Annotated in this window: 20 protein-coding genes, 2 tRNA genes and 1 riboswitch; of the genes, 14 read left to right on the top strand and 8 right to left on the bottom strand. The window is 69.7% G+C overall.

Going from position 1 to position 25,098, the window contains the following annotated elements:
- The first annotated feature begins 87 nt into the window (after positions 1-87).
- The gene (locus tag JJJ14_RS11325; RefSeq protein WP_081379302.1) at positions 88-1,611 is read left to right on the top strand and encodes an NCS2 family permease; all 1,524 of its coding nucleotides are present in this window, start codon (positions 88-90) and stop codon (positions 1,609-1,611) included.
- Positions 1,612-1,947: 336 nt separating this feature from the next.
- Here JJJ14_RS11325 and JJJ14_RS11320 read toward each other — a convergent pair whose 3' ends face one another.
- Both JJJ14_RS11320 and JJJ14_RS11315 read right to left on the bottom strand, forming a co-directional pair.
- Positions 1,948-2,577 (bottom strand): hypothetical protein, encoded by a 630-nt coding sequence (locus tag JJJ14_RS11320; protein WP_101559720.1) that lies wholly within the window; start codon positions 2,575-2,577, stop codon positions 1,948-1,950.
- 41 nt (positions 2,578-2,618) lie between these two features.
- Positions 2,619-4,973, bottom strand: coding sequence for a Tox-REase-5 domain-containing protein (locus tag JJJ14_RS11315; protein WP_101559721.1), 2,355 nt, complete (start codon positions 4,971-4,973; stop codon positions 2,619-2,621).
- A 638-nt stretch (positions 4,974-5,611) separates the two neighbouring features.
- On the opposite strand from JJJ14_RS11315, the gene JJJ14_RS11310 reads away from it, so the two are divergent.
- The 8 genes from JJJ14_RS11310 (at position 5,612) to JJJ14_RS11275 (ending at position 15,817) form a co-directional block, all read left to right on the top strand.
- Positions 5,612-6,946 carry an MFS transporter gene (locus JJJ14_RS11310; protein ID WP_075379493.1) on the top strand — a complete coding sequence of 445 codons (1,335 nt, stop codon included), beginning with the start codon at positions 5,612-5,614 and terminating at the stop codon, positions 6,944-6,946.
- Between the two features lie 262 nt (positions 6,947-7,208).
- The gene (locus JJJ14_RS11305; protein WP_101559722.1) at positions 7,209-7,880 is read left to right on the top strand and encodes a metal-dependent transcriptional regulator; all 672 of its coding nucleotides are present in this window, start codon (positions 7,209-7,211) and stop codon (positions 7,878-7,880) included.
- 449 nt (positions 7,881-8,329) lie between these two features.
- Positions 8,330-8,492, top strand: a riboswitch (cyclic di-AMP (ydaO/yuaA leader).
- A 3-nt stretch (positions 8,493-8,495) separates the two neighbouring features.
- Positions 8,496-9,320 carry a C40 family peptidase gene (locus tag JJJ14_RS11300; protein WP_101559723.1) on the top strand — a complete coding sequence of 275 codons (825 nt, stop codon included), beginning with the start codon at positions 8,496-8,498 and terminating at the stop codon, positions 9,318-9,320.
- A 227-nt stretch (positions 9,321-9,547) separates the two neighbouring features.
- Entirely contained in the window at positions 9,548-10,486 is a 939-nt protein-coding gene (locus JJJ14_RS11295; protein WP_009407622.1) for a universal stress protein, read from the top strand.
- Between the two features lie 101 nt (positions 10,487-10,587).
- A tRNA-Arg gene (locus JJJ14_RS11290) sits at positions 10,588-10,660 on the top strand.
- A 219-nt stretch (positions 10,661-10,879) separates the two neighbouring features.
- The gene (locus JJJ14_RS11285; RefSeq protein ID WP_201444185.1) at positions 10,880-15,193 is read left to right on the top strand and encodes a DNA helicase; all 4,314 of its coding nucleotides are present in this window, start codon (positions 10,880-10,882) and stop codon (positions 15,191-15,193) included.
- An 82-nt stretch (positions 15,194-15,275) separates the two neighbouring features.
- Positions 15,276-15,590 carry a hypothetical protein gene (locus JJJ14_RS12655; protein ID WP_233431779.1) on the top strand — a complete coding sequence of 105 codons (315 nt, stop codon included), beginning with the start codon at positions 15,276-15,278 and terminating at the stop codon, positions 15,588-15,590.
- Between the two features lie 50 nt (positions 15,591-15,640).
- Positions 15,641-15,817: a hypothetical protein gene (locus tag JJJ14_RS11275; protein WP_180806273.1), complete on the top strand. Its 177-nt coding sequence runs from the start codon at positions 15,641-15,643 to the stop codon at positions 15,815-15,817.
- 512 nt (positions 15,818-16,329) lie between these two features.
- On the opposite strand, the gene mscL is transcribed toward JJJ14_RS11275, so the two are convergent.
- The 3 genes from mscL to JJJ14_RS11260 form a co-directional block, all read right to left on the bottom strand.
- The gene (gene mscL / locus JJJ14_RS11270) at positions 16,330-16,722 is read right to left on the bottom strand and encodes a large conductance mechanosensitive channel protein MscL (protein ID WP_201444184.1); all 393 of its coding nucleotides are present in this window, start codon (positions 16,720-16,722) and stop codon (positions 16,330-16,332) included.
- A gap of 102 nt (positions 16,723-16,824) precedes the next feature.
- Entirely contained in the window at positions 16,825-17,610 is a 786-nt protein-coding gene (locus JJJ14_RS11265) for an SAF domain-containing protein (protein ID WP_201445175.1), read from the bottom strand.
- Positions 17,611-17,902: 292 nt separating this feature from the next.
- Positions 17,903-18,565: a 5-formyltetrahydrofolate cyclo-ligase gene (locus JJJ14_RS11260; protein WP_201444183.1), complete on the bottom strand. Its 663-nt coding sequence runs from the start codon at positions 18,563-18,565 to the stop codon at positions 17,903-17,905.
- 95 nt (positions 18,566-18,660) lie between these two features.
- Between JJJ14_RS11260 and JJJ14_RS11255 the strand changes: the two genes are divergently transcribed.
- The 4 genes from JJJ14_RS11255 (at position 18,661) to JJJ14_RS11240 (ending at position 22,656) form a co-directional block, all read left to right on the top strand.
- Positions 18,661-19,872 carry a molybdopterin molybdotransferase MoeA gene (locus JJJ14_RS11255; protein ID WP_201444182.1) on the top strand — a complete coding sequence of 404 codons (1,212 nt, stop codon included), beginning with the start codon at positions 18,661-18,663 and terminating at the stop codon, positions 19,870-19,872.
- Entirely contained in the window at positions 19,872-20,618 is a 747-nt protein-coding gene (locus tag JJJ14_RS11250) for a GNAT family N-acetyltransferase (protein WP_201444181.1), read from the top strand. The genes JJJ14_RS11255 and JJJ14_RS11250 overlap by 1 nt, the downstream gene beginning before the upstream one ends.
- 253 nt (positions 20,619-20,871) lie before the next feature.
- Entirely contained in the window at positions 20,872-22,470 is a 1,599-nt protein-coding gene (locus JJJ14_RS11245; RefSeq protein ID WP_236592823.1) for a hypothetical protein, read from the top strand.
- Positions 22,471-22,580: 110 nt separating this feature from the next.
- Positions 22,581-22,656: transfer RNA gene (locus JJJ14_RS11240), tRNA-Ala, on the top strand.
- Positions 22,657-22,838: 182 nt separating this feature from the next.
- Here JJJ14_RS11240 and JJJ14_RS11235 read toward each other — a convergent pair.
- The 3 genes from JJJ14_RS11235 to JJJ14_RS11230 all read right to left on the bottom strand — a co-directional run bounded on the left by JJJ14_RS11235 (position 22,839) and on the right by JJJ14_RS11230 (position 24,108).
- A complete protein-coding gene (locus tag JJJ14_RS11235; RefSeq protein WP_201444179.1) occupies positions 22,839-23,063 on the bottom strand; it encodes a hypothetical protein in 225 nt (74 codons plus the stop codon).
- 81 nt (positions 23,064-23,144) lie between these two features.
- Positions 23,145-23,588 (bottom strand): integrase catalytic domain-containing protein, encoded by a 444-nt coding sequence (locus JJJ14_RS12810; RefSeq protein ID WP_442859498.1) that lies wholly within the window; start codon positions 23,586-23,588, stop codon positions 23,145-23,147.
- Positions 23,578-24,108, bottom strand: coding sequence for a hypothetical protein (locus JJJ14_RS11230; RefSeq protein ID WP_201444178.1), 531 nt, complete (start codon positions 24,106-24,108; stop codon positions 23,578-23,580). The genes JJJ14_RS12810 and JJJ14_RS11230 overlap by 11 nt, the downstream gene beginning before the upstream one ends.
- A 163-nt stretch (positions 24,109-24,271) precedes the next feature.
- Between JJJ14_RS11230 and JJJ14_RS11225 the strand changes: the two genes are divergently transcribed.
- The gene (locus tag JJJ14_RS11225; protein ID WP_201444177.1) at positions 24,272-24,835 is read left to right on the top strand and encodes a DUF5710 domain-containing protein; all 564 of its coding nucleotides are present in this window, start codon (positions 24,272-24,274) and stop codon (positions 24,833-24,835) included.
- Positions 24,836-25,098: the final 263 nt, after the last annotated feature.

The following is a 25,098-nucleotide window of genomic DNA, read 5'->3' as shown; positions in this document are numbered from 1 at the left end:
TCCCATCCGGTCTCACCGACCATCCTTCCACGAGGGTGTGACAGTAATTCCGGGGTCTAAGCGATGGGGCGAGCGCCGGCGGCAACGATGACGGCAGCGCTCAGTTTCGCTCAGCGCTTGATGATCTGGAAGAATGCCGCCGTGAGCACACGTACCCCGACGAAGTCCTCATCTTCGTCCTCGCCCAGTCAGGTCTCCCGACTGGATCGGTTCTTCCACATCACTGAACGCGGTTCGAGCATCTCCCGAGAGATCCGTGGCGGCATCGTCACCTTCTTCTCGATGAGCTACATCCTCGTCCTCAACCCCGCGATCCTGTCCAAGGCGAGCCCCCCGGGAACCGAGGCCCAGCTCGCCGCCGGCACCGCCTTCGTCGCCGCGGTCATGACGATCCTCATGGGCGTCGTCGCCAACTACCCGATGGCCCTGGCCGCGGGCCTGGGGATCAACGCGATGGTCGCCTACACCCTCGTGGGCACCCAAGGCATGACCTACGCCGACGCCATGGGCCTCATTGTCATCGAGGGCATCATCATCCTCGTCCTGGTGCTTACCGGTTTCCGGGAGGCCGTATTCAAGGCCGTCCCCGACCAGCTCAAGACCGCGATCTCGGTGGGCATCGGCCTGTTCATCGCGCTCATCGGCCTGGTGGACGCCAAGATGGTGCGCCGCGGCGGCACCCCCCTGGAGCTGGGCCTGGGCGGCTCCCTCCAGGGCTGGCCGGTCCTCGTCTTCCTCTTCGGGCTCTTCCTCATGGTGGTCCTCCACGTGCGCAAGGTCCGCGGCGCCATCCTCATCGGCATCGCCTCGGCCACGGTCCTGGCCATCATCATCGACGCCGTCACCCACCTGGGCCCCTACAACGACGAGACGATGCCCGGTCCCGACAACCTCACCGGCTGGTCCCTGTCCGAGCCGCGCCTGGACGGCCTCCCGGTGGACCTGCCGAGCCTGTCGACGCTGGGCCACTTCAGCCTGCTGGGCAGTGTGCACAAGGTCGGGATCGTCTCGGTGATTCTCCTGGTCTTCTCTCTGCTGCTGGCCGACTTCTTCGACACGATGGGCACCATGGTCGCCATCGGCGCCGAGGGCGACCTGCTCGACGAGCACGGCAACCCGCCCAAGACGCGCGAGATCCTCGTCGTCGACTCCCTGGCCGCCATCGCTGGTGGTGTCGGGGGCGTCTCCTCCAACACCTCCTACGTGGAGTCCGCCGCGGGCGTGGGGGAGGGGGCCCGCACGGGCCTGGCCTCCGTGGTCACCGGCTGCATGTTCGCCCTGTCCATGTTCTTCGCACCGCTGGTCAAGATGGTCCCCTACGAGGCGGCCACCCCGGCGCTCGTGGTGGTCGGCTTCCTCATGATGATGCAGGTGACCGACATCGACTGGAAGTCCCCGGAGATCGCGCTGCCGGCCTTCCTGACCATCATCATGATGCCCTTCTCCTACTCGATCACCAACGGGATCGGGGCCGGCTTCGTGTCCTACCTGGTCATCGAGGTAGCTCAGGGCCGGGCGCGGAGGATCCACCCGCTCATGTGGGTGGCCTGCGCGATGTTCGTCGTCTACTTCACCCTCGCGCCCATCAAGGCGATCCTCGGCGTCTCCTGACGAGGGCCGACGCCTCCGGCGGGAGCGCCGGAGGCGGCCACTCATTGGGTGATGACGGTATAAGTGTCCATATCTGCAGCAAAGGCTGTGAACGGCCTCGTTCCTTCGGATGCAAACCGCATGATTCGGTGGTTCCTGCTGCTGAGGTGATCTGCGTTGAGTCCCCTTTGCTGCAGATATGGACACTCGGCGCCTGTGGGCGGCATTCCGCTCCTCTTCACCCGCGCCTCACGCCCCCGGCCAAGGGGGCGTTTCACGTGTTTCGGAGGTCGACGAGGGGCGGAGTCGGCGGTTCTGCTTGTTGACTGAAGCGGGCCGCGCGCAGCGGTTGGGTGTTCACCATTGGTTGAGGATGGTGGGGTAGGTGTCGGGGGTGCCGAAGGTGAAGATGGCGCCGTTGGCCACGGGAGTGGTTCGGGTGGCTAGTTGGGTGGCGCGTTGGTAGTGGGGTGAGTCGGAGGCGAAGAACATCTTCCAGCCTGGGATGTAGTTGTAGGGCTCTGGGGTGGGGCTAAGCGGGTGGTCCTTGCGGGTCAGGGCTCCGATGGTGTTGGGGGTGAAGGTGTTGGCGGCGCTGTGCATAAGGGTGTCGGCCAGGTCCTCGCTGGCGTCCAGGGCGGCCCCGAGAGCCTCGCTGATCGTGAGTCCGATGCTGGCGTCTCCGGGGTTGGGCATGTTGAAGTACAACGCAAGCTTGTTGCCCTGGTTGATCCGTCCGGAGAAGGCCGGGGTAACGCCGAAGCTCTCGCTTTCCCAGTCGACTTGGGCCTGCTGGATGCGTTGGAGGAAGCGGTCCTGGGTGATGGGTGGGGACTGTTCGGCTTCTTGGGGGCTGTCGGCGGTGGGGCGCCACAGGTCCAGGGAGGGGTGCAGGGGCCTGACCCGTTGGATCCACTCCCACGCCCGGCGTCCCTCCGATACCGGGTCACCAAGCGCCCTCCAGTCAAATACGAGACTCCATTCCATGGTCGTGGTTCCTTTCCTCGTGTTGCTGATTGACTGAGATGCTAGATGGGTGGTGTGTAGAAGAGCTCGATCTCGGTAGGAAACTTTCCGAACTTCTGTCGACTAAAGAGTTCGTTGAAGGTTTCTTTCTCTGCGATGTGCCATTGGATGGGGGTGTTGGTGCCGGTGGCGCGTACGGCCTTGACCTGTCGTTGGGCGGTGTTGAGGAGTCCGTACTTGCCTTCGGGTTCTGCTGACCAGCCGCCTTTGATGGGGTTGGCGTAGCCGGGGCCTTTGGCGTCGATGAGGGCGAAGCCGTCGAAGCCGTCGAACTCGACACCGTTGACGATGTAGGAGTGTTCGATGGGGACTCTGGTGATCTGCTCCTCGTAGAGTTGGGAGCGGGCGGAGCCGTAGTTCTTCCCGTTGCCCCACAGGCCGGGGCCGCCGTCGGATCGCCCGGGTCTGGGGGAGCGCAGTCCGGGGTGGTGGAAGCCGTTGCGAGGGCTCCACTCCTGGAGCCTGACGGCGCCGGTCTCGTCGTGGACGAGTCTGCGGCGTGCGTTTCGGACATAGTGGCGCCATGCGGTTCGGTCGGTGCGCCACAGGTAGGAGGCGTACTTGGCCTCGCGGGTGGCGGCGTAGGCGCCGCGGGCCATTTGCCCGCCCATGGCGCTGGCGGCTCCGCCGCCGACCGTGGTCAGGGCGGCGGCCGCCAGGTCTAGGGCGATCTCGGCTGGGGTGTGGGTGGACAGGTAGCGGGCCACCGTGCCCCGCGGGTCGCGCATGAGGGCCGCTGCCCCGCGAGCAGCCCCGAACACGGTGGCTACGCCCATGCCGACCTCGAAGGCCAGGCCGAGCGTGCCCCCGGACAGGAGGATGATGGCCCCGGCCAGAAGCATCAGCCCCAGCTTCTGCTCCCAGCTCAGCGACTCCCACGCCGCCCCCAGCGCATCAAGAATCCCCGCCAACCAGTACGGCTGTCCTTCGCCCAGACCATCGGCCATGCTCCGCGTGAGACCGGGAACCATGGCAATGACGAGCACACCGGCCGCGACCGCGCACAGCCCTGCGAGCCGTACTCTCCACCACTGTTCCGGCGCCGGATCCAGCTCGGCGCGCGCTGCCTCCTCCCGTGCGATCCGCAGTTTCGCGGGAGTTGTCAGCAGCAGCCTCGGCTCGCGGAACGCGGCCGCCTCCATGAGCGTCATCCACGCCCACCGCCACTCGATCCCGACGACGGAGACCAGGCAGGCGCCGTCGGCCAGGAAACGCCCGAAGGCATTGCGTGGCACTCCAGCCCAGACGCGCCACCGCCACGGGCCCCAGCGGTTCCCGTAGTTGTCGCTCTCAAGAGCGCTCACGTAACCGCCGCCCCACAGTGTGCGGCTATCGATGACCCAGGCCAGAGCCATCATCAGCAGAAGAATGCCGCCGCGTCCGTGCCCGTAGTTGGTCAGCGATGCCGTCACCTCGATGGGCCACGACGGCGCCTCTCCTCCCGTCCACAACCACAGTACGTAGTCGGAGGCGTTGCGTCCCATGTGGTCGACCACCGCCACCCACCATGTCCACAGCGGCACCACCGGGGCGAGAAACTGCAACGCGGCCCTGTATCCACCGTGATGTACCCGACCACGGCGCCACAGGGCGATCCCCAGCCCGATCGCCCCGGCCACCAGCCCAGTGATGAACGCGTGCCCGGCGTAGACGAAGACGTCGCCAGAGGCACCCGACAACGGGATCAGCGAGTAGGTCGTGGCGCCGTTGCACTTCAGCTGTCTCACCCCGCCCTCGGGGCAGAGGAGACGATCAAGGAAACTGCTTCCGTGACCGGTTAGGAGCATGATGCGGCGAGTGACCTCCTCGACCGCCTCGAAGGCGGCGCCCGCCGCCACTCCGAGAACGATCCAGTCGCTCACCAGGAAGCGGCGCACCCGCCCCGGAGCCACCAAAGCGAGGATCGCAAGCGGCGTCAGCTTGAGAACCTCCTCCACCACGGAGGCGACCACCAGGGAGGCAGACGTGTCTGAGGGGGTGACGCCGGCGGCGCTGCAGACCCACAAGCTCACCATGCCGATCAGCAGCGCCAAGGGCATCCCGGTGGCGAACACTCCCGACGTCAGTGCCCAGGAAACGGTCTTGGCCCGGGCCAGAGCGAACCAGCACACCACCAGCCACAGGCACCCGACCCAGGCCCCCAGCGCGGTGCGGACCGTCGGCGAGACCACCACTGCCACGAGAACCACCAGCAGCGCGAACCAGGAGGCAACGGCCCGCACTCGGCGCAGCGCCAGGAAGATGCGGGACCGCGACGTACGGTCTCGCAGCCGCTCCCACCACTCCCGCTGAGGCGACGGCGCGTCTGCCCCTGGTCCGGCTGCGGGCCTCGGCCTCGGTGCCGCAGCGGTCGTCATGGTCGCAGTGCTCGGTTGAACAGGCGTCGTTGCAGGCTGAGGCGACCGGGCGGTCCCCTGGGCGGGCCGCGGTTCGGAAGTTCCGTTGGAGACCGGCATGCGGCCATAGGCGGCCGCCTTCGCTCGGTCGACCGAATGATCGTCAGGCGGTACTACCCCATAGGTCGTGGCCGGAGCGCCCCCGTGGGGTGTGGACGGCATGACCCCGTATGTCGCCGTGGGGACGTAGCCGTAACTCGATGCCGATTCTCCCGACGTCGTACGCCTCTCCTGCTCCGTCCGGCTCGGCCGGCGCCGGGCCGCCGGCCAGATCCGGGGAGGCTCCATCCGAGGAGACTCTTCGGGGCTCGATTCCGGCACATAGCCATAGCCGTCACCGCTCACCGTTCGCGCCTCTCCAGGAACACCGTCTGCTGCCGTAACCATTTTGTGACTTTCGGGTGACTGGCACGGCGGTTCCGGTGTCTTTGGTGTCTTCGGTGCCATGGAGCCAATCGGGCACGTCGGCAAGAATCGTTGGTACGCCGGGGTCTACTCTTTTCAGACGGGGCCTTCGTCGCCCGCCTCGTACCCGTCGGCACCACCCCTGACACTCGTCAATCCGCCCCACGTCGTCACCACGTCAGGACATGACCCGCATGACCTCACCGCGCCGCCCCGGCGGTGGCATCTTCGCCTCCTTGAGATTCCACAACTATCGGATCTGGTTCCTGTCCGCCCTCGTGGCCAACACCGGGACCTGGATGCAGCGTGTGGCTCAGGACTGGCTGGTGCTGCGCGTCCTCACTGACGACTCCGCCTCCGCCACCGGTCTGACCACGGCCCTGCAGTTCCTCCCCATGCTGCTGCTGTCCGCCCACGCCGGCCTCGTCGCCGACCGGGTCGACCAGCGCAAGTTCCTCATCCTCACCCAGAGCGCCATGGGCCTGGTCTCCGCGGTCCTCGCCGTTGACGTCCTGGCCGGCACCGCTCACCTGTGGCACGTCTACCTGGCCGCCTTCCTCACCGGCGTCGCCGCCGCCTACGACGCCCCCGCCCGCCAGACCTTCGTGGCCCGGATGGTGCCCGCCGAGCACCTGTCCAACGCCGTGGGCCTCAACTCGGCCTCCTTCAACGCCGCCCGCCTCCTGGGGCCGGCCCTCGCCGGCGTCGTCATCACCTGGGTCGGCGCCGGCTGGGTCTTCGCCGTCAACGCCGCCACCTTCGTCTTCCCGGCCGTGGCACTGGTCGCCATGCGCGTGAGCGAGCTGGTGGACATGCCACGCGCCCGCCGCGCCGCCGGCCAGCTCCGCGAGGGCCTGACCTACCTGCGCGGCCGCACCGACCTCGTCGTCATCATCGCCGTGGTCGCCGTCGTCTCCATGCTCACCCTCAACTTCCAGGTCACCATGGCCGCGATGGTGCGCACCGTCTTCCACCTGGAGTCCGACGCCTACGGCACCGTCTCCTCAGTCTTCGCCGTCGGCTCCCTCTCCGGTGCCCTGTGGGCGGCCCGACGTCGTAACCCGCGCCCCCGCACCGTCGTGCTGGCGGCCCTCGCCCTGGGGGTGTTCACCCTCCTGCTGGCCATCATGCCCACCTACCCGACCTTCATGGTCATGACGATCCCAGTGGGCCTCTGCGTCCTGACCCTCTTGACCAGCGCCAACCAGACCGTGCAGATGACCACCGAGCCCTCCATGCGCGGGCGGGTTCTGAGTATCTACATGATGTTCTTCCTGGGGTCGACGCCGCTCGGCTCCCCGCTCATCGGCTGGGTCGCCGACACCTGGGGGCCGCGCATGGCGATCGCGGTCGGTGGTCTGAGCGCTGTCCTCACCGCGCTGGTCGCCGCCGCCTGGAGCTACAGGCACTGGAACCTGTCCCTGCACTACTCCTCCACCCGCCCCTACCTTCGGGCCGCACCGAAGTCGCCAACACCACCGACGCCGCCGCAGACCCCGCAGCAGACCCGCGCTGACGACGCCGACTAGCGCCGACTGACACCCACCGGACGCCGCTTCGCACCGCATGACCGGACCGCACCGGGCGCCAAACGAGTAATACGTACGCTACCTGTGGCGCATCTCCCCGGCACGGGGAGTCCTCCCCAGCCGAGGATCGGCGCGCTTTCAGGTGGTACTGGCCCACATCACAGGGTGACGCCTATCCTGGCGAGGAACGCGGTTCGGTGAGCGAGCCCTTCCGGAGGCATCGAATGTCCGCGGTAACCCACCTCAAGCAGGAGCCCACCCCATGACCGAGCTGATCGACACCACCGAGATGTACCTCAAGACCGTCTATGAGCTTGAGGAGGACGGCGTTCCCCCGCTGCGTGCCCGCATCGTCGAGCGTCTCGATCACTCGGGTCCCACGGTGTCCCAGACGGTGGCGCGCATGGAGCGTGACGGCCTCATCAAGGTCGCCGAGGACCGCTCCCTGGAGCTCACCGATGAGGGCCGCAGGCGTGCCACCGACGTGATCCGCAAGCACCGGCTCGCTGAAAGACTGCTGCTGGACGTCATCGGCATCGAGCGCCGATTCGTCCACGACGAGGCCTGCCGATGGGAGCACGTCATGAGCGAGCAGGTCGAGGAGCGCCTCGCCGACATTCTCGACGACGTCTCCACCGACCCCTTCGGCAACCCCGTCCCGCCGCGGACCGCGGAGCACCCGCGACCCTCCGCCGATGAGGTCAGTGTGGACCGCTTCGCCGGACGCGACACCGTCACGGCCGTCATCAGCCGCATCGGGGAGCCGATCCAGGCCGACGCGGAGCTCCTCGCCAGCCTCGAGGACGCGCAGATCGTCGCCGGGGCCGAGGTGGAGCTGCGCGTCAGTGCCGGTGGAGTGAGGCTCGTCGGGTCCTCCGGTGATCCCGTCGTCCTGGCCGACGACGTCGCCCGCCACCTCTTCGTGCGGCGCTGAGCGCCGACGCTCGACCTGCCTGTCAGCCCCCTCAAGGAACCCTGAAAACACCCTGTGCAGGCAGAGGGTTCAAGGGTGTTATCTGTCTCAGGAAGTGAGATGTGTGGGGTCCGCCTCGGTGACGGCGTGACGGCCGCCCGAACTCCCTCGCTGTGGGGTCCCATAGTTGCTGGGACAGAGGGCCTATGTCGGGGTTCCGTCGAGGTCCATGCAATTTTTCCGCGTCATCTCGCGCTTTTCCGGTTCTTGTTGCGAGCGCGCCGATGGACTGAGGTCCCTGGGGCAATATGGATAAAAGCGAGAAGTGCTTCATAGTGCTTCGGCTCACAAGAGTGTGTGACACCTGGCCGTGACGAAGCGTGGGTCTGTCATGTAGCGTTCAGGTCGTTGCCGCAGACAACCGTCTCGGTGATGTCTCGGATCGGGGCTTAGTCCTGCCGCTCGGTCTGAGGCTCGTGGAACCAACAACTCAAGTGGCAGGAACGGGGGAACCAACTACCGGTCGCCCAGGCGAACAGCCGAAGCGGCCTTGGGGTGAAGCCCGCATCTGCGGGCCGGACGTCTCCAGTCCGAACCCGACAGCTCACCTCGTCGGCTCAACAGGAGAAAGCATTCATGTCCTCACGCACCACCGCACGTCACCGCAAAGCCACCCGCGCCCTTACCCCACTGGATGACTTTGCTCCCACCGCGCGCCGCGGTCTGGCTGTCGCCGCTTCGTCCGGCCTCGCCCTGACCATGATGGCTTCGGGAGCCAACGCCGCCGGCCACACCGAGGTCACCTCCTCCGGCACCATCGAGGCTTCCGGCGTGACCCCTGGGGTTGGCATCTTCGCCGCCAACGCTCGCGAGGCCCTGGCCGCCCGCCAGCAGGTCACCATGTCTCAGGTCAACTGGGTCACCGAGGCTGCACCCGAGGTGGAGGCCGTTGCCCCCGCCCCTGCGGCTCCTCAGGCGCCCGCCGCCCCCGAGGCCCCCGCCGCCCAGGCCGAGCAGACCTCCTCCGAGGCCGCCGCCCCGGCTGCCGCTGCTGCTGACCAGGGCACTGACTCCGCTGCCGCCGACACGCAGGCCGCTCAGGCCACCCCGGCCGCTGCGCCGACCGGCGCCGCCAACTCCTCTGTCGTGGCCATCGCCATGCAGTACGTCGGTGCCCCCTACGTGTGGGGCGCCTCCGGCCCGAGCGCCTTCGACTGCTCCGGCTTCACCTCCTACGTGTACGCCCAGGTCGGCATCAGCCTGCCCCGCACCTCCGGCGAGCAGGCCGTGGCCGGGACCCAGGTGTCCGCCTCTGAGGCCCAGCCCGGCGACCTCGTCACCTGGCCCGGTCACGTCGGCATCTACGCCGGTGACGGCAAGGTCATCGACGCCGGTGACGAGTCCACCGGTGTGGTCTACCGCGAGATCTGGGGCTCCCCGAGCTTCGTTCGCGTCGGCTGATATCGGACGCTGAAGTCTTCACCGTGAGGGGTGAGCGCCATCAGGCGCTCACCCCTCACAGCGTGTCAGGAGGGTGGGGTCGGTCGATGCTGCTCAACGCCGGTCAACGGGGCGTCTCGAGGGAGCAAAACGAGGACAAGCCCCTTCATGTGGTGGTCCCCACACCCCTTTTCGGGGCAGAATGTTCCTAGGGTCGTAGACCGTGATCTCGAGAAAGGGCAGATCCCATGACTGATGACAATGTCGTCCTCGTTGGAGTCGATGGTTCACCGGAGTCCCTGGCGGCAGTGGACTGGGCCGTGGCGCGGGCTGAGTGCCAGGGCTGGCGCGTCCACATCCTGTGCGCCTACTCCCTGCCCTCCTTCACCACCGCCTCTCTCGACGGCGGCTATGCGGCGCTCGATGACTCGGCCATCAGGTCCGGCGCCCAGGCCGTCATCGATGAGGCCGTCGAACGTGTCAAGAAGTCCGGCGTCGCCGTCACCTCCTCCCTGGAGACCGGGGACCCGGCCGGGGTCCTCGTCGACCTCTCCGAGGAGGCGACGCTGGCCGTCGTCGGCACCCGGGGCGGTGGCGGCTTCGCCGACCGGCTCCTGGGGACCGTCTCCTCGGCCCTTCCCGCGCACAGCCACTGCCCGGCCGTCGTCGTGCCCCAGCACAACGAGGGAGCCGACTACACGCCGGTACGCCGCATCGTCGTCGGGGTCGACGGCTCCTCCTCGGCCCGCCGGGCCCTCAAGTGGGCCGTGACCGAGGCTGAGGCGTGGGGCGCCGAGCTCACCGCCATCGCCGCCGTCCCGATGGCCTCCGGGGCCGGGGCGCTGGCCTGGCTGCCTGCCGCGGTCGACCGCGAGCAGGTCCTGGCCGACGTCCGCTCCGGACTCGACCGTGCCATCAATGAGGCCCTCGAGGGCCACGAGGGCGTCACGGTGCGCCGCCACGCCCTGGACGGCAATCCGGCCGAGCTCCTGGCCGAGTTCTCCACTGCCGTGGACCTCATCGTCGTCGGCTCGCGTGGGCGCGGGGGCTTCTCCGGTCTCCTGCTGGGCTCCACCAGCCAGGCTGTCCTGTCCCACGCCTCCTGCCCTGTGCTGGTCGCGCCGACGCACCACGCCAAGGGGGAGCGGCGCACCTCGCGCACCTCCACCCCGTGGGGCCGGGCCTGAGGCCCCACCTGCCGCGGCGAGCACGTCTCGGCTCGCCGCGGCGCCACCCCGTGGCCCGTGTGGTCATGGGTGGGGCGATCCGCTGGTAGTCTTCCCTCCAGGCCCTCGTAGCTCAGGGGATAGAGCACCGCTCTCCTAAAGCGGGTGTCGTTGGTTCGAATCCAATCGAGGGCACTGACACCACCGGGTCCGCTCGGCAGGCCTCGCCGCCCGACGGACCCGATCGATTCCACCCGGTGTCCCTGCACGCCGGTGGCAGGCGCACTGCGTGTCGGCCGATGCCGGCCGGCAGATACCGGTGCTGGCGGGCGCCGGCCGGCGCCGGCCCATGGGGCGTGCCACGCCGCGGTGCGTCTCCACGCCCAAGGGTCGATCGGCCTATATCTTGAGCATATGACGCCTTCGTTCTTCTCCTTCGGCCGCAAACGGCGCGATGCTGCCCTGCGGGAGGATGAACGCAAGGGTGCCCGTTCCTCGACCGGCTCGGATCAAACCGCGAGCCGACGGCGTTTTGCCGCGGATCTGGGGGCTGTGGCCGCCGCACCGTGCCAGCCCGAGCCCGCTCCCGCACCGGAGCCTCCCGCCCCTGCTCGCCCCGCGCCCGCACCGCCGCTGAGCGCGGCGGACGTCGAGCGGCGCGAGCGCATTGACACGGCTCTGTCCACCTGGCGCAGCCAGCTCGTGGACCTGGGGGGCGTGGCCAGCCTGGACGACATCTCCCTGCTCGACGGCGTCGTCGACCTCACCGCCGCCCACCCCTCCGGCCTGGCCCAGCTCTACGCCGGCCGCCCCACCAACCTGTCCAGCATCGTGCGCGAGCGCAACGCCCTGGGCGAGGCCCGCCAGTCCCTGCGCGAGGTCTCGGCGCGCACCGACGTGCTGGCCCGCCAGTTCGGCGTCGCCCCGGTCTACCTGGCCATCGGGGTGGCCACCTGGAACGAGACGGTCCCCGAGGACGGCGAGGAGGACGGCAGCATCCACCTGGCCGACGGCGCCTCACCGGAGGCGGACCTGACCGCCCAGATCCCGCACGTCGAACGCATCGCCGCCGAGCACGCCGCCCGCAACGCCCTGGCCGCCGCCGGACTGACCGTCCCCGAGGCCCCCTCGGCCCCGCGCGTGCGCACGGTCAACGCCCCCGTCCTGCTGCGCCCCGTGCGCCTGACCACCGCCACCGCGGACGCCACCCTCACCCTGGACCCCACCATCGAGGTCAACCCGGTCCTCACCCGCGCCCTGCGCCGCTACCAGTGCACCACCGATATCGGGGACATCGCCCGCGCCGCCCTGTCCTCGGCGGGCTTCACGCCGCGTGCTGCCCTGGCCCGCATCGGTGCCCTGGGCCGGCAGTTCCTGCCCGGCTTCGAGATTCACGAGCGCCTCGTCGTCGGCGCCTTCGTCCACCCCGGCCAGGCCCTGGTGGAGGACTTCGACGCCGTCCTGGAGCGCTCGCGCACCTCCGCCCTGGTTGCCGCCATCGCCGGGGACGAGGGCGCTCGCGAGGCCCTCAGTGTCGAGCTGCCCCCCGCCGTCCCCACAGACCGGGTCCCCGGCGCCGAGCGCGGCGTGGGCGACCTGGAGCCCGCCCAGCTCGACGTCATCGAGGCGGTGGGCACCGGGGCGAGTTTCCTCATCGACGCGCCCCCCGGCTCCGACGTCGCCGGCACCCTGGCCGCCGTCTTCGCCGACGCCGCCGCCTCCGGGCGCACCGTCCTGCACGTGCCCGCCACCAGCGCTGACGGGCACGCCGTCGCGGCCGCCCTGCGCGAGGAGGGCCTGGGCTCCATGGTCCTGGACCTCACCGAGGACGCGGCCTGGCGCCAGCACGCCTCCGAGGGCATCCGCGAGAGCCTGGGCGTCCAACCGCCCCAGCTCGACGTTGCCGGGATCATTGCCTCACGCGACCGCCTCACCTCGGTCCGCTCCCGCCTGGACCGCTACGTGCGCGCCCTGCACCGGCCCCGCGAGCCCTGGTCGGTCTCCGCCTACGAGGCGCTGCAGAAGCTCGCCGAGCTCACCAGCCGTCGCGACCGGGCGACCACCCGGGCCCGCATCGACGCCGAGCACCTGGGTCGCCTCGATGAGGACGGTCGGGAGCACGCCCTGACCCTCCTGCGCCGCGGGCACACCCTGGGGCTGTTCACCCCGGAGGTCTCCTCCAGCGCCTGGAACGGGATCCCGGTGGAGGACATGGATGAGGCCACCGATGCGCTCGTCCACCTGCGCGCCCTGGCCAACGACCTGCTGCCCACCATCCAGGAGCACACGGCCGTGGTCGCCCGCACCACAGGCCTGAGCCGGGCCCGCAACCTGGGCCAGTGGATCGAGCAGCTCGACATGTTCGACGGCGTGCGCGAGTCCCTGGACGTCTTCCTGCCCGAGGTCTTCGAGCGCTCCGCCGCCGACATGGTCATCGCCACCGCCTCCAAGCGCTGGCGCGACGAGCGGGGCATCCACATGGACGGCTCGCGGCGCCGGCGCTTCACCCGGCAAGCCAACGACCTGGTGCGGCCGGGCCGTGTCGTCGATGACCTGCACGCCGAGCTGGTCAAGGTCCAGCGCCGCCGTGAGGTGTGGCGCCGCCACGACCCCGACGGCGGCTGGCCCCGCCTGCCCCAGGGCCTGGACGAGATGCGACGCACCGCCGGCCGAGCCCGCGGCGCCGTGACCGAGGTGCAGCCGCTGCTGGGGCGCGCCCAGGACTCCCCGGTGCTCATGGAGATGCCCCTGGAGGATCTCCTGGAACTGGCCCGCTCCCTGGCCGCCGACGACCTCACCGCCCAGAAACTCCCCGAGGTCAACCGCATCCGCACCGAGCTCGAGACCCTGGGACTGAACGACTTCGTGGCCGACATGGCCGCCCGCGGCGTCGAGGCCGACCAGCTCGAGCCCGAGCTCACCTACTGCTGGTGGTCCTCCCTGCTGGCGCAGACCCTTGCCGCCGACCCCGACCTCGGCGGTCTCGACGCGCGCGCCCTGTCCCAGATGGCCGTCTCGCTGCGCGAGCTCGACGCCGCCCACACGCGTTCCCTGTCCGGCCCTGTGGCCCAGGCCTGCGCCCGGCGGGTGCGGGCTGCCGTCGAGCAGGACAAGGCCGACGCGCGCGCCCTGTACATCGCCCTGGCCCGCGAGGACGGGGTCCCGCTGCGGGAGATCATCGACGCCCACCCCATGGCCCTGCTGGCCCGGCCGATCTGGATCGTCCCGCCCACGCTCGTGCCCCAGATCTTCTCGCCCACCGCAGTGGTGGACCTGGCCGTGCTGGACGCCTCCACGCCCATGCCCGTCCCGCAGGTGCTGCCCGCCTTCGTGCGCGCCGAGCAGGTGCTCGTCGTCGGCGACTCCCGGCGCGCCACGACCGGCCTGGCCGCCGAGCTCGGCCCGCTCCTGCCCTCGCGGACCCTGCCGACGTCCCGCAACAGCCTCGACGCCGGCATCGCCTCCTTCCTGGCGGCCAACGGCTACGAGGGGGTCGTCGAGGCCGTGCCCTCCCCGCCGGGGGACACCTCCCTGACCCTGGAACTCGTGGACGGGCGGGGCATGCCGGCCCCCGGGCAGACCGCGGTCGAGACAGTGGAGGCCGAGGTCTCCCGCGTCGTCGACATGGTGATCGACCGGGCCCTGACCCGGCCCGAGGAGTCCCTGGCCGTCATCGCGCTTAACCGGCTGCACGCCGACGCCCTGCGCTCGGCCATCACCCGGGCGGCGGCCGGAGCCCCCGCGCTGGAGGAGTTCTTCGCCCCCGGGGCGGCCGAGCCCTTCACCGTCGTCGAGCTGGCCGAGGCCCGTGCCCTGCAGCGCGACCACATCATCATCTCGGTGGGTTACGCCAAGACCCCGCACGGGCGCACCATCCACAACTTCGGGCCCGTCTCGGACCACAGCGGCATGGTGGGGCTCGTCGAGGCCCTGTGCGCCTCGCGGGGCAGCACCCAGGTGGTCTCCTGCCTGGCGGCCGCAGACATCGACCGCGACCGGCTGCGCGCCCCGGGGGCCCGCCTGCTGCGCGAGGTCCTGGCCCGGGCCGAGGACTCCTCCCAGTCCGGCAACTCCGCCGGCAAGGTGCCCGACCGGCTCCTGGTGGACCTGGCCGAGCACCTGTGGCGCAAGGGCCTGTCGGTCGTGCCCCGCTACGGGACCGACGGCGGCGTGCGCATTCCTCTGGCCATCGGCCACCCCGACTACCCCGATGAGCTGCTCGTGGCGGTCCTGACCGACGACGTCGACTACATCAGCGAGCCCAGCCTGCGCCGGCGCGACCGGCACCGCGTCGAACGCCTTGAGCGGCGCGGGTGGCGCGTCCACATGGCCTTCTCCGCCGGGGTGTTCGTGGACCCGGAGGCCGAGGCGAAGGCCGTCGAGGAGCTCGTCCTGGCCGTCCTGGTGGAGCGTCAGGGCGAGGCCGCCCCGGACATGGAGGCCGTGCCCGAGCGCGTCGACGACTCGGTGCGGGCCGTCGCTGAGGCGCCCGAGCCGCAGGCCGCCGAGGCCCACGATCGCACCGAACGCCCCCGCATCGCCCAGGGGCTGCCGCTGCAGGCCTACTCCGACGACCAGCTCGATGACCTCATGGCCTGGATCCGCTCCGACGGCGTGAATCGCTCCGAGGCGGGGGAGGTTGAGGAGCTGCGGTCTGCCCTGGCTCTGCGCCGCCGCGGCTCTGGGATCGACGCCGTCCTGGCCAACGCCGTGCGGCGCACCCGCTGAAGCCACCCGAGCGGTACTGGATGACTCAGTGAACGACCATGGCGACTCAAGCGATGCCGTGAGTGATGCCGCGAGTGGCGGCGTGAACCGCACAGTGGATGACGCCGTCGTGACCGGTGGATCGGGCTGTGCACGGGCCACGGAGGCGGAGCCTGCCGCAGACAGAGGCGTGACGCCCGGACGCGGGCGCGCGCGGCGCCGTCGTCGAGTGGTGGCCCTCTCGCCTCGGGACCGGGAGCGTGTGGCCCGCGGTCAGAGCCCGGAGGATCTGGCGAGAGCGGACTACGAGCACGACGCCCTCAGCGGTCCCGCAGAGGGGCTCGACGCCCCCGCCCCTGGTGGCACCGGCTCCAATGACGCCCGCCTCCGACGCGACGTCCCCCCTCACTGGGGCTGATCGTCCTGGAGGCGATGGTGGGCCGGTGGGGGAGGCCTGTCGGCTCGCCGGTGTCCATGGTGCTGACACCAACCCTGCACCGGCGCTGCACGTCGAAGACAAACCTCAACATTCCAACGATTCTCACTGGGCGTTTCGATGGCGGGATCGTTGATGTGCTGGTGACCGGGCTGCTCCTCATGCTGCGCGTGGGCAACCCCGTCGCTGACGAGAATCCGGTCGCATAGGCCGCTGTCGCGTTCGTACCTTAGGTCTCGCGGTGAGGGATCAGGGTACGAACGCGCGACCTACTCTACGATCACAAGGCGCTCGCTCAATGGGGGAGCTCGGAGGCCGGGATTCAACGTCGGCTCCGAGCCTGGCCCCCTTGCTGCCTCGAGTCGGCCTACTGCACGAGGGTCGGGGTCTACTGGCCGAGGGTTGTGCGTACTGCACGAGGGCCCCGCCTACCTGCAGTACCCCCGACCCTCCTCCAGTAGCACCCCACCCTCGTGCAGTACACGCAGAACACCACCGAGTATCGATGAACGAACACGTCCGCTCGGGCTGAGGTGAGCAAGCGATCTCAGGAATGAGCGTCCGGCCTCTGCCCCGGATGTTGTGACACCCGAAAGCTCCAGCAGCCATGAGCAGCACATGACGACACTGCGGCGCGGGAAAGCGGAAGGCCCCGCCGATCAGGAGGATCGGCGGGGCCTTCCGGTGACGCGATAAGGCGATGCTCAGATCGCTGCGGGACTCAGCGCTTGGTGGCGAGCAGGTCGCGGATCTCGGTGAGCAGCTCGACGTCGGTGACCTCCTTGGCCTCATCCTCGGCCTTCTGCTTGGCCATGCGCTCCTTGACCTTGTTCGTCGGCAGGACAATGGCGAAGTAGACGGCGATGGCGATGAGGAAGAAGTTCACCACGGCGGTGAGGATCGTGCCGGGCTGAATGTACTCGGTGGAGCTTGCGAAGATCTTGAACTGACCGATGGAGTCGAAGTTCGGCTGGCCGACGATCTGACCAATAATGTCGAGGATGACCTTGGTGATGGCGTCGACGATCGGCTTGAATGCGGCACCGATGATGACGGCGACGGCGAGCTCGAGGGCGTTGCCCTGGGCAATGAACTCCTTGAATCCCTTAATCATGGCGATCCTTTCTAGCGGCGCGGGCAGACGTCTGCCGGGGGTGCGCCATCGGGGGCTGGAAGTGAGAGTGTCTTATCGTTCGCGTAAGACGCCGCAGCGGCATTACGGGCTCAGCGCAATGCCGAGCGTGCTATTCGTTGCCGCGCCAACTACCAGAGTAGCGCTACTTGCAGGAATAGCCAGTGTGATAAGTGTTACTTTCTTGTTTCCTGTCCATTGTCCACCCTCTCCGACCTGCTGAATCATCACTACGCGAGCTCCGGAACAGAGAACCGTGCTGTGCGTTCCAAAAGGTCCAGCCGGTATTCCTTGGGAAATGCTCAGAGAAGACTCTTGAAATCCTGGTGATTCCTGGTCGGTTGGTGAAGAAGGCGCGTCGGGGCTTCCAGTGGGACTCGTTGTCGAGGTGTTCCCCGGGTTGTTCGGCGTGGTGGGGGCCTCGGGTTGCTCTCCGGGACTCTGCGTCGTCCCGCCCTGAGGGGTGTCGTCCTGCCCTGACGGCGTCCAGCCATCGGGGGCCTGTCCGATGATGTCCACCCGTGCGCCGGGGTGGGCCAGCTCGGCGCCGACGTCGATGGCCACCTGGACCAGTCGCTCGTCGTCTCCCAGCTGCTGGGCCAGGGAGCCGCTGGTCATCGAGGCCGTCAGTACCGTGCCCTTCTCCAGGGAGATGGCCGCGCGGTTCCCCACCGCCTGCTCCGTGGAGGTCAACGGGGACTGGGGGAGGGTGCCGGCCGGAAGCGTGCTGATCGAGACGTCCTGGTCGGTGAGGATCGCCCCGGCACTGATCGCGTGCGAGGCGACAAGAACCTGCTGCCCACGTTGGGGGCCGGGTCGCAGCACGCTGAGGGCCACCAGGACCGCGGTTCCCAGGCAGAGGGCCACCACGAGGTGGCGATGTCGCCACAGCAGGAGCGAGGGGCGGCCCCCGACCCACCTGGCCGGCCTGCCTGGACGGGCCGGACGGGAGTCGGGCGCGAAGGAGCGAGACGACCCTCCTCGGGGATCGTGAGGCTCCCGCGAGGTGCTGAGGGAGGGGCGACGGGGCAGTCCATGGCGAGCTCTCATGCCACCAGGGTCGGCGGCCGGCCGCGGCCTGGCACGCCCGCTCCTCGGCGCTGTGGACAGGGGTCGCCTCCGGTGAGCCTGTGGCCCCCGGAGGCCGGCGGCGTCGGTGGGCTCAGGACTCCGGTGACATGGCGTGCGCCGGCGAGCCGGCAGCCAGCAGGAACCACTCCTGGGCCGTGATGACGGCGTCCACGGGCTCGTCATGCTCCTCCATCGGCAGCGGCCCGGGCACCAGCTCCTCGGGGTGGAGGATGGCGAAGGTGTGGGCCTCCGGGGAGCGCAGCGGCAGCATCCGGTCGTACCAGCCGCCGCCCTGTCCCAGGCGGCGCCCGGCGCTGTCCACGGCCAGTGCCGGAATGATGAGGGCGTCGACCTGGCCGACCGCCTCGGCCGGCATGCTGGGGCCGCTGGGCTCCGGGGGGCGCCTCGGGGCCCGCTCCGCCAGGTCCTCACCGCCCTGGAACAGTCCCCAGCTGCGCGCCAGGCGAGGGCCGAGCACCGGCAGTAGGACCTGGACGCCGCTCTCGTGAAGCCGCTCCAGCAGTAGCCGGGTACAGGGCTCGGCCCCCACCGACACGAAGGCCGCCACCTTCTGCGCGCCGGCCACCGCCTCCAGGGCGTGCTCGGTCAGGGCCTCGCAGGCCGCCGTGTGTCCCTGGGCCGGGTGGTGGTGATGGGCGCGACGGTGCGCCCGCAGCACCTTGCGCAGCTCGTCCTTGGCATCGTCGTCCTCGAGTCGGCTCGTATCGGGAAGGTCCAGCGCGCCGGTCGTCATGGCCCCATCCTCGCAGGTGATGACACCTTGCACCTGAATCGTTCGTCCCGGCGGGGCACGGCGCGTGTCGTCAACCTGACGGTAACCTGAGTGTCATGAGAACAGTGGCCGAGCACCTGGCCGCCTGCCTGGAGATCGCCCAGGCGGCAGCGCCCCTCGACGTGGTCCTGCCCGACGCCGTCGGATGCGTCCTGGCCCAGGACGTCGTCTCCGGAATCGACCTGCCGGCCGTGGACCTGGCCGGACAGGACGGCTATGCGGTCATCGCCAAGGACGTCGCCGAGGCCGATCGCAACAACCCGCTCGTGCTCGACGTCGTCGATGCGGTACGCGCCGGCGACATGCGCCCCTGCCACCTCGTCTCCGGGGCTGCCGTCCTCATCGACTCCGGCGCCCCCATGCCGCTGGGAGCCGACGCCGTCATCCCCTGGGCCGACACCGACCGCGGCGAGTCCCGGGTCACCATCCACCACGCCGCCGCGGCCGGCGACAACGTCCGTCGCCGCGCCGAGGACGTGAAGTCCGGAACGACCGTCCTCACCCGGGGCTCGCGCATCAGCGCCCGCCATGTGGCCCTCCTGGCGGGCCTCGGGATGCACCGGGTGCGCGTGCGCCCTGCCCCGCGCGTCGTCGTGGTTTCCATCGGGGACGAACTGGTCGAGCCCGGCCAGTCCCGCGAGGCCGGGGACGTCTTCGACGCCAACGGCCACGCCCTGGCCTGCGCGGTCACCGACGCCGGCGGCCAGGCCTTCCGGGTGGCCGCCGTCCCCGACGAGCTGCGGGCCCTGGCCGACACCATCGAGGACCAGCTCGTGCGCGCCGACGTCCTCATCACCACCGGGGGGCTGAGCGTCGGTCAGGGGGACACCGTCAAAGACGTCCTGGCCCCCCTGGGGTCGGTGCGCTTCGACGCCGTCGCCATGTCCCCGGGCCGCCAGCTCGGCGTCGGGACGGTCGAGGGCACCCCGATCTTCTGCCTGCCCGGCGACCCGGTCAGCGCCCAGATCGCCTTCGAGACCTTCGTGCGCCCAGTCCTGCGCCAGATCGCCGGACGCACCTCCCTGCACCGCTCCAGCCTGCCGGCCACCATCTCCGAGGGCTGGCACTCCCCGAGCGGCAAACGCGAGTTCGTCCCCGTGCACGTCAGCGGCTCGCCCTCCCGCGGATACCGCGCCGAGCCGACGACGCCGCCGGGCTCGGTCCGACTGCACGGCCTGTCCGAGGCCAACGCCATCGCCGTCGTGCCCGAGGACACGAGCACCGTGGTGGCCGGCGACACCCTCCACTGCCTCCTGCTGGACGCCTGATGTCCGACTCGGCCTCGACGACGCCCACCGACTCCCTCGGCGGGGAGCTGCGGCGGGCCGTCGCCGGCCTGCTGCTCGGGGCCGGGACACCGGCGCGCTTCAACTGGCCGGTGCGCCTTGAGCCCGAAGCCGCCCAGGAGGGGCGGGCGTCCGGCGCCGCGCAGTCGCCCGGGCGCCCCCGGGTCGCCGTGCGCGAGCTGCGGGCCGAGGATGAGAAGCCCTGGAAGGCGCTGCGACTGGCGGACAACGACCGGCTCGCCCCCTGGGAGGCGACCCTGCCGGCCGGCGGCGGGGAGACGCTGAGCACCTTCCCCGTCTTCCTGCGCCGCCAGACGCGCCGAGCCAGGCTCGCCGAGGCGATGCCCTTCGTCGTCGAGGTCGACGGCGCCTTCGCCGGGCAGATCGCCGTCGACCCGATCATCTGGGGGGCCACGCGCAGCGCCCAGGTCGGCTACTGGATCGGCTCGCCCTGGCAGGGACGCGGGATCATGCGCCTGGCTGTGGCCCTCGTCCTGGACCACCTGCTGGGGCCGGTGGGGCTGCACCGCGTGGAGATCAACGTGCGCCCCGACAACGAGCGCAGCCTGGCCCTGTGTCGCGGTCTCGGGCTGCGCGAGGAGGGGTTGCGTCGCGGCTACATGCACATCAACGGCGCCTGGGCCGACCATGTCTCCTTTGCGGCCCTCGCCGAGGAGGTCCACGGGCCCGAAGGTGCCGGATTCGAGCAGCGACTCGCGCGCGGGTGACCGTTTTTCACGGCGATCGCGCCGGGCGGCGTGGGGCGCTCGCGGGGGAGCGATGGGGGTGCTGACGGCGCGTTCACGCAGGCTGTCTGCCGGTCGGTCACGGCGTGGTCAGGGAGGCGGAAGAAGCGGGTGTGACTCATGTGGTGACAGAGGTGTCATGCTGACGGTGTGACATCGTGAATCCCAGGTATTTCGAAGGAAAGTCGGAGTGTTCCTGCGCGGGGACGAGGGTGGGCGCACTTACGGTTGCGGTGTGGGAATCGAGATCTGGGCAGTCATCGCCCTCATCACGGTTCTCTCCGTGTACCTCCTTCCGCTTTTAGTGGGGCGCCGCGAGATGGCTCGCCGCTCCAACGTCCAGGACCGCTACTCGGCTGAGCTGCGGGTCCTGGCCACGGGTGCGGCCGCCGTCGAACGCGACGACACCTGCGCGAACAGTGGGCATGCGGAGATCTTTCGACGTCGACCGGAGGTGAGGGTGATGAACAGGCCCGCCGTGAGGAATGTGCGCGCCCTGCGCACCGAGCGTGAGCTCGACCGTGCCCGCCAGGTTCACGCCCAGGGGCGTGAGCGCCGTCGGGTCGCCGCCTCGCACCGCGGGATCGTCGCCAGCGTCCTGCTTGGAGTCTCGCTCGGCGCCTGGGTGCTGGGCCTGGTGACCGCGCTGCCGTGGTGGCCCGCCCTGCTGCCCTCCGCCCTGCTGGGAGCCTCGATGGTGGCCGGGCGCCGCGCCGCTCTGGCCTCGGCCGCGGCGGACCGCCGTGAGCGTCGCCGCATCGCCGAGCTCGAGCAGACCCTGGTGACCCTGACCGGCCGGCGCTCCTCGGCCTCGGTCGTGGCCGCGCCCCGCTCCGTCGTCGACGGCCCTCGCAGCGCCTCCAGCGGTGCGGTCAGTGCTGTCAGCGCCAGTGCGGCGTCGCCGGCCGTGTCCGCGGTGTCGGCCGAGTCTGTCGAGGCCGCTGGCGACTCAGGCGCGCAGGACTCCTTCATCGAGCGCCTCGCCCGCGAGGGCGCCCAGCGGTCGGCCGTGCGCTCTGCGTCCGCGGAGTCCGCGGTGTCCGCTGAGACCGTCGCCGGTAGCCCCGCCGAGGCAACCGGCACCGCTGAGCCGCGCCCCTCTCGGACCGTCGACTCCGAGAGTGAGCGCCTGGCCAGGCTCGACGCCGACCTCGATGACGAGACCGCCGCAGCAGTGGCCGCCGAGCGCGAGGCGGCCCGCCGCGCCTCGGTCTACGTGCCCTCCCGCCACGCCGGCCGGGTCACCCGGGACATGGGCGTGCGCGAGGCGGTCTCCCGCGACGGCGACGAGGAGAGCTCACCGCGCACCAAGGACTTCGTCGCCTCCCTGCCTGCCTCGGCCTCCCGCGGCCTGCCCGGTTGGGGCAAGCTCTTCGCCGAGGCGAGCGCCATTGAGCAGGAGGCTCAGGAGCGCGCCGCTGCGGCACCCTCCCCGCAGGTCGCCGCCGAGTCGGCCCGGCGCACCGCCACGGCCTCCGCCCAGCCCGCCCCCCAGACTGCCTCCGAGCCGGCCCGCCCGGCCGCCCGCCCACAGGCCCCCGCCGCTGCCCCGGTTGAGGTGGAGGGAGTCGTCAAGGAGGAGGCGACGACGTCGACCCCGCCCCAGGGCTGGAGGCCGGTCCACGTGCCCGCCCCGACCTACACGCTGGCGGCCCGAGCCCCCCGGCGCTCCTACGCCGACCCGGTGGTCGACCCGGGCACCTCCGCGCCGGTGCCCGCGCGCCCGCAGTCGGTCCGCGCCTACATCCCGGCTCCCGTGGAGGATGAGGAGGAGCTCTTCCATCCCATCGACCTCGATGCCATCCTCGAGGGGCGCCGCGCCGCCGGCGAGTAGCGTCGGGGCTCCCGCGGCACGTCGCCGGGCGACCCGGGTGCGGTGGGCGGGCTCACCGCCACCGAACTTGCCAGGACTCCCGGCGGCGATGCTAGGATCGGTCCGCACTTGGGGCTATGGCGCAGTTGGTAGCGCGTCTCGTTCGCAATGAGAAGGTCGGGGGTTCGAATCCCCCTAGCTCCACCACCTCAGAGGTCTGTCCCGCCAGGAAACTGGCGGGGCAGACCTCTTCCGCTTCCCGCGTGAGCTCAGGGGTGCCGAGTTGGTTCCCTCGATAAGACGACGCCGTCCCGGGGTGCCTCATGTCAAGGTGCCCGCGAAGTGTCTTCGGTGCCTCATGTAGGAATGCCCGCCAGGTTGAGGGGTGGTTAGGAGGCTTTCCTGACTCGTACGCCTTTGTGGACGTCGGGCAGGATGCTTGGGATCAGGGCGAGGTAGAGCTGGTCGGTCTTGTCCTTGGCCAGGCGGATGAGAACGTTCTGGAGCTCGATGATGCGGCGGGTGATAGAGGCGGGGTTGAGCTGGTTGCGGTACGAGACCAGGTCAGTCTTCTGGGCCTTGGTCAGGGCGCTGGTGTCCAGCAGCCGGTCCAATGGGGTACGAGGAGCGTCGTAGAGGCGCTTGCGCCTGCCGGCCTTATCGGTGCCCCATCCGATGGGCTTGCGGGTGGGGGTCTAGGGGAGTTGAGCTTGACGTTGACCTGCTCCCAGAGACGGCCCAGGACCTCGCGCTCCTCGCTGGTGTCGTAGCGGTAGTAGAAGGCGTAGCGGCGCACCAGGTGGTTGTTCTTCGACTCGATGGTGGCCTGGTCGTTCTTCCTGTAGGGGCGTGAGCGGGCGGGAGTAGATGTTCAAGTCCCCGGCCCAGCGCACCACGCTGTGGTTGATGAACTCTGAGCCGTTATCGAAGTCCATGCCCAAAACGGGGAACGGGACGCATCCCACGGCGGCGTCCAGGACGGAGATGATGTGCTTCTCAGCGTTGTTTCGGATTGAGCGAGTGAAGGTCCACCCCGTGAGCACGTCGGTCATGTTCACAGTCCGGGTGAACTCTCCTTTGAGGGTCGGCCCGCAGTGGGCGACGGTGTCGACCTCGAAGAACCCAGGTTCAGCCTCGATCTCGCCCGCCGGCCTTGCGGATCTTGATGGAGCTGCGCAGCAACGGACCGGCCTTGGTCGTCGACTTGCCCCGCAGCTGCTCGGTAGCCCGCACCGGGGCGAGGTAGCGGTCAGTGGTCGCCGCGCTCATGGCCACCAGCTCGTCTCTGACGGCTGGGGTGTAGCGCGGCTCGTCGTCGAGCTCACCGCTCGCCTCCAGCAGGTCCAGCAGCAGCGGCATGGACTCCTTGAGGTACTTGCCGCACTGCCCGCCGCTGGCGGCCCACACTCGCTGGAGCACCTTCAAGGTGTCGTAGGAGTACCTGCGGGCTCTAGCCCTGCGCTCCGCCGACTTTCGGCGACCCGGTGGGCGCTTGGCTGCGGCCACCAGGCGTCGGCGCGCGTTGTCCCGACTCCAGCCAGTGACTGCGCAGACCTCATCAAGGATCCGTCCCTTGTCCTTCTTCGACGCCCTGGTGTACACCCTGGCGTACTTTCCCGTGATCTCGGCCCTGGCCTGCATCGACAACCCACTTCCCATGCCCACCACGGTCCACGAGCTTCGCGGGCAGCCCTACATAAGGCACCGAGCCTCTTACGCGGGCATCCTTCATGAGTCTGGTCGGAGAGTCGCCGTGACCTCGTGACCGACGTACGCTGGAGTCATCAGGCTCAGCGGTGAAGAGGGGATAGGGGTAGTGATCATGCAACGCATCTGGCTCGATGTCGCCTACCGTGAGAAGGACCAGGCCAAAGCTGCTGGTGCCCGCTGGGATCCGCAGGCACGCCGCTGGTATGCACCCCGGCCTGGAATCCGCGAACTCGAAAAGTGGCTCCCCACCCCACCGCGACCTGCTCGACCGGCGCGTACAGAGGTCTCCCCGCTGTGGCCAGATGATCCCGCCGTGCTTCTCCGAAGCGCCACCGGCACCGTTCCGCTGCCGTGGGCGATCCGGGCGCCCTACGGCTGGTTCTGCCATATGTGTGACTCGACCTGCAGAGCCGGGGAGATTCAGATAGCGACGATCCAGACCCGCTGGTTGCGCCGACCGATGATCGTTACACAACCGATCGAATGGCGCCATCACCTCCAACGCCGCGGGGATGTCGACTGGCATCTGTTGGCCCACATCACCCACGTCCTCGAACAGGCCCTCGCCCCGGGAACCGCGATCCGATGGAATCCCGACACTCAGCAGCTCGACACGATCACCGGCCCCATTCACGACTGGCGCGATCTCCGTGTCCAGCAGAAGCGACGCCGCTAACCGTACCCCTGCCGCACTTCTCTGCGCCTCCCAGGTTTCCTTCGCCGCCAAGACGAATGAACGCATGCTTGCTGAGCTGCTTGCGTACCGCCTCCGTGAGTTGCGTGAGGAGGCCAAAGCTCACCCACTGGGGTGTGTTTCTATCTGGCGACGAGGTTCACGGGACGACAGCCACGCCCTCGCCTGGGCCGTGAGGTTGAAGCTGGCAAGGCGTCACGTGTCTCGGTGTACGTTGCTCGTCAACGATGGTCCTGCTGCGCCTT

Origin of the sequence: Actinomyces sp. HMT 175, from assembly GCF_016694895.1 — a bacterium.
GTDB lineage: Bacteria > Actinomycetota > Actinomycetes > Actinomycetales > Actinomycetaceae > Actinomyces > Actinomyces oris.
This window is presented reverse-complemented; position numbering and strand designations above follow the sequence as displayed.

What these genes read in the sequence shown, in the direction of transcription:
- JJJ14_RS11325 (WP_081379302.1), top strand. Translation starts at nt 88, where the DNA reads ATGACGGCAGCGCTCAGTTTCGCTCAGCGCTTGATGATCTGGAAGAAT.
- JJJ14_RS11320 (WP_101559720.1), bottom strand. Translation starts at nt 2,577, where the DNA reads ATGGAATGGAGTCTCGTATTTGACTGGAGGGCGCTTGGTGACCCGGTA.
- JJJ14_RS11315 (WP_101559721.1), bottom strand. Translation starts at nt 4,973, where the DNA reads ATGACGACCGCTGCGGCACCGAGGCCGAGGCCCGCAGCCGGACCAGGG.
- JJJ14_RS11310 (WP_075379493.1), top strand. Translation starts at nt 5,612, where the DNA reads ATGACCTCACCGCGCCGCCCCGGCGGTGGCATCTTCGCCTCCTTGAGA.
- JJJ14_RS11305 (WP_101559722.1), top strand. Translation starts at nt 7,209, where the DNA reads ATGACCGAGCTGATCGACACCACCGAGATGTACCTCAAGACCGTCTAT.
- JJJ14_RS11300 (WP_101559723.1), top strand. Translation starts at nt 8,496, where the DNA reads ATGTCCTCACGCACCACCGCACGTCACCGCAAAGCCACCCGCGCCCTT.
- JJJ14_RS11295 (WP_009407622.1), top strand. Translation starts at nt 9,548, where the DNA reads ATGACTGATGACAATGTCGTCCTCGTTGGAGTCGATGGTTCACCGGAG.
- JJJ14_RS11285 (WP_201444185.1), top strand. Translation starts at nt 10,880, where the DNA reads ATGACGCCTTCGTTCTTCTCCTTCGGCCGCAAACGGCGCGATGCTGCC.
- mscL (WP_201444184.1), bottom strand. Translation starts at nt 16,722, where the DNA reads ATGATTAAGGGATTCAAGGAGTTCATTGCCCAGGGCAACGCCCTCGAG.
- JJJ14_RS11260 (WP_201444183.1), bottom strand. Translation starts at nt 18,565, where the DNA reads ATGACGACCGGCGCGCTGGACCTTCCCGATACGAGCCGACTCGAGGAC.
- JJJ14_RS11255 (WP_201444182.1), top strand. Translation starts at nt 18,661, where the DNA reads ATGAGAACAGTGGCCGAGCACCTGGCCGCCTGCCTGGAGATCGCCCAG.
- JJJ14_RS11250 (WP_201444181.1), top strand. Translation starts at nt 19,872, where the DNA reads ATGTCCGACTCGGCCTCGACGACGCCCACCGACTCCCTCGGCGGGGAG.
- JJJ14_RS11230 (WP_201444178.1), bottom strand. Translation starts at nt 24,108, where the DNA reads ATGGGAAGTGGGTTGTCGATGCAGGCCAGGGCCGAGATCACGGGAAAG.
- JJJ14_RS11225 (WP_201444177.1), top strand. Translation starts at nt 24,272, where the DNA reads ATGCAACGCATCTGGCTCGATGTCGCCTACCGTGAGAAGGACCAGGCC.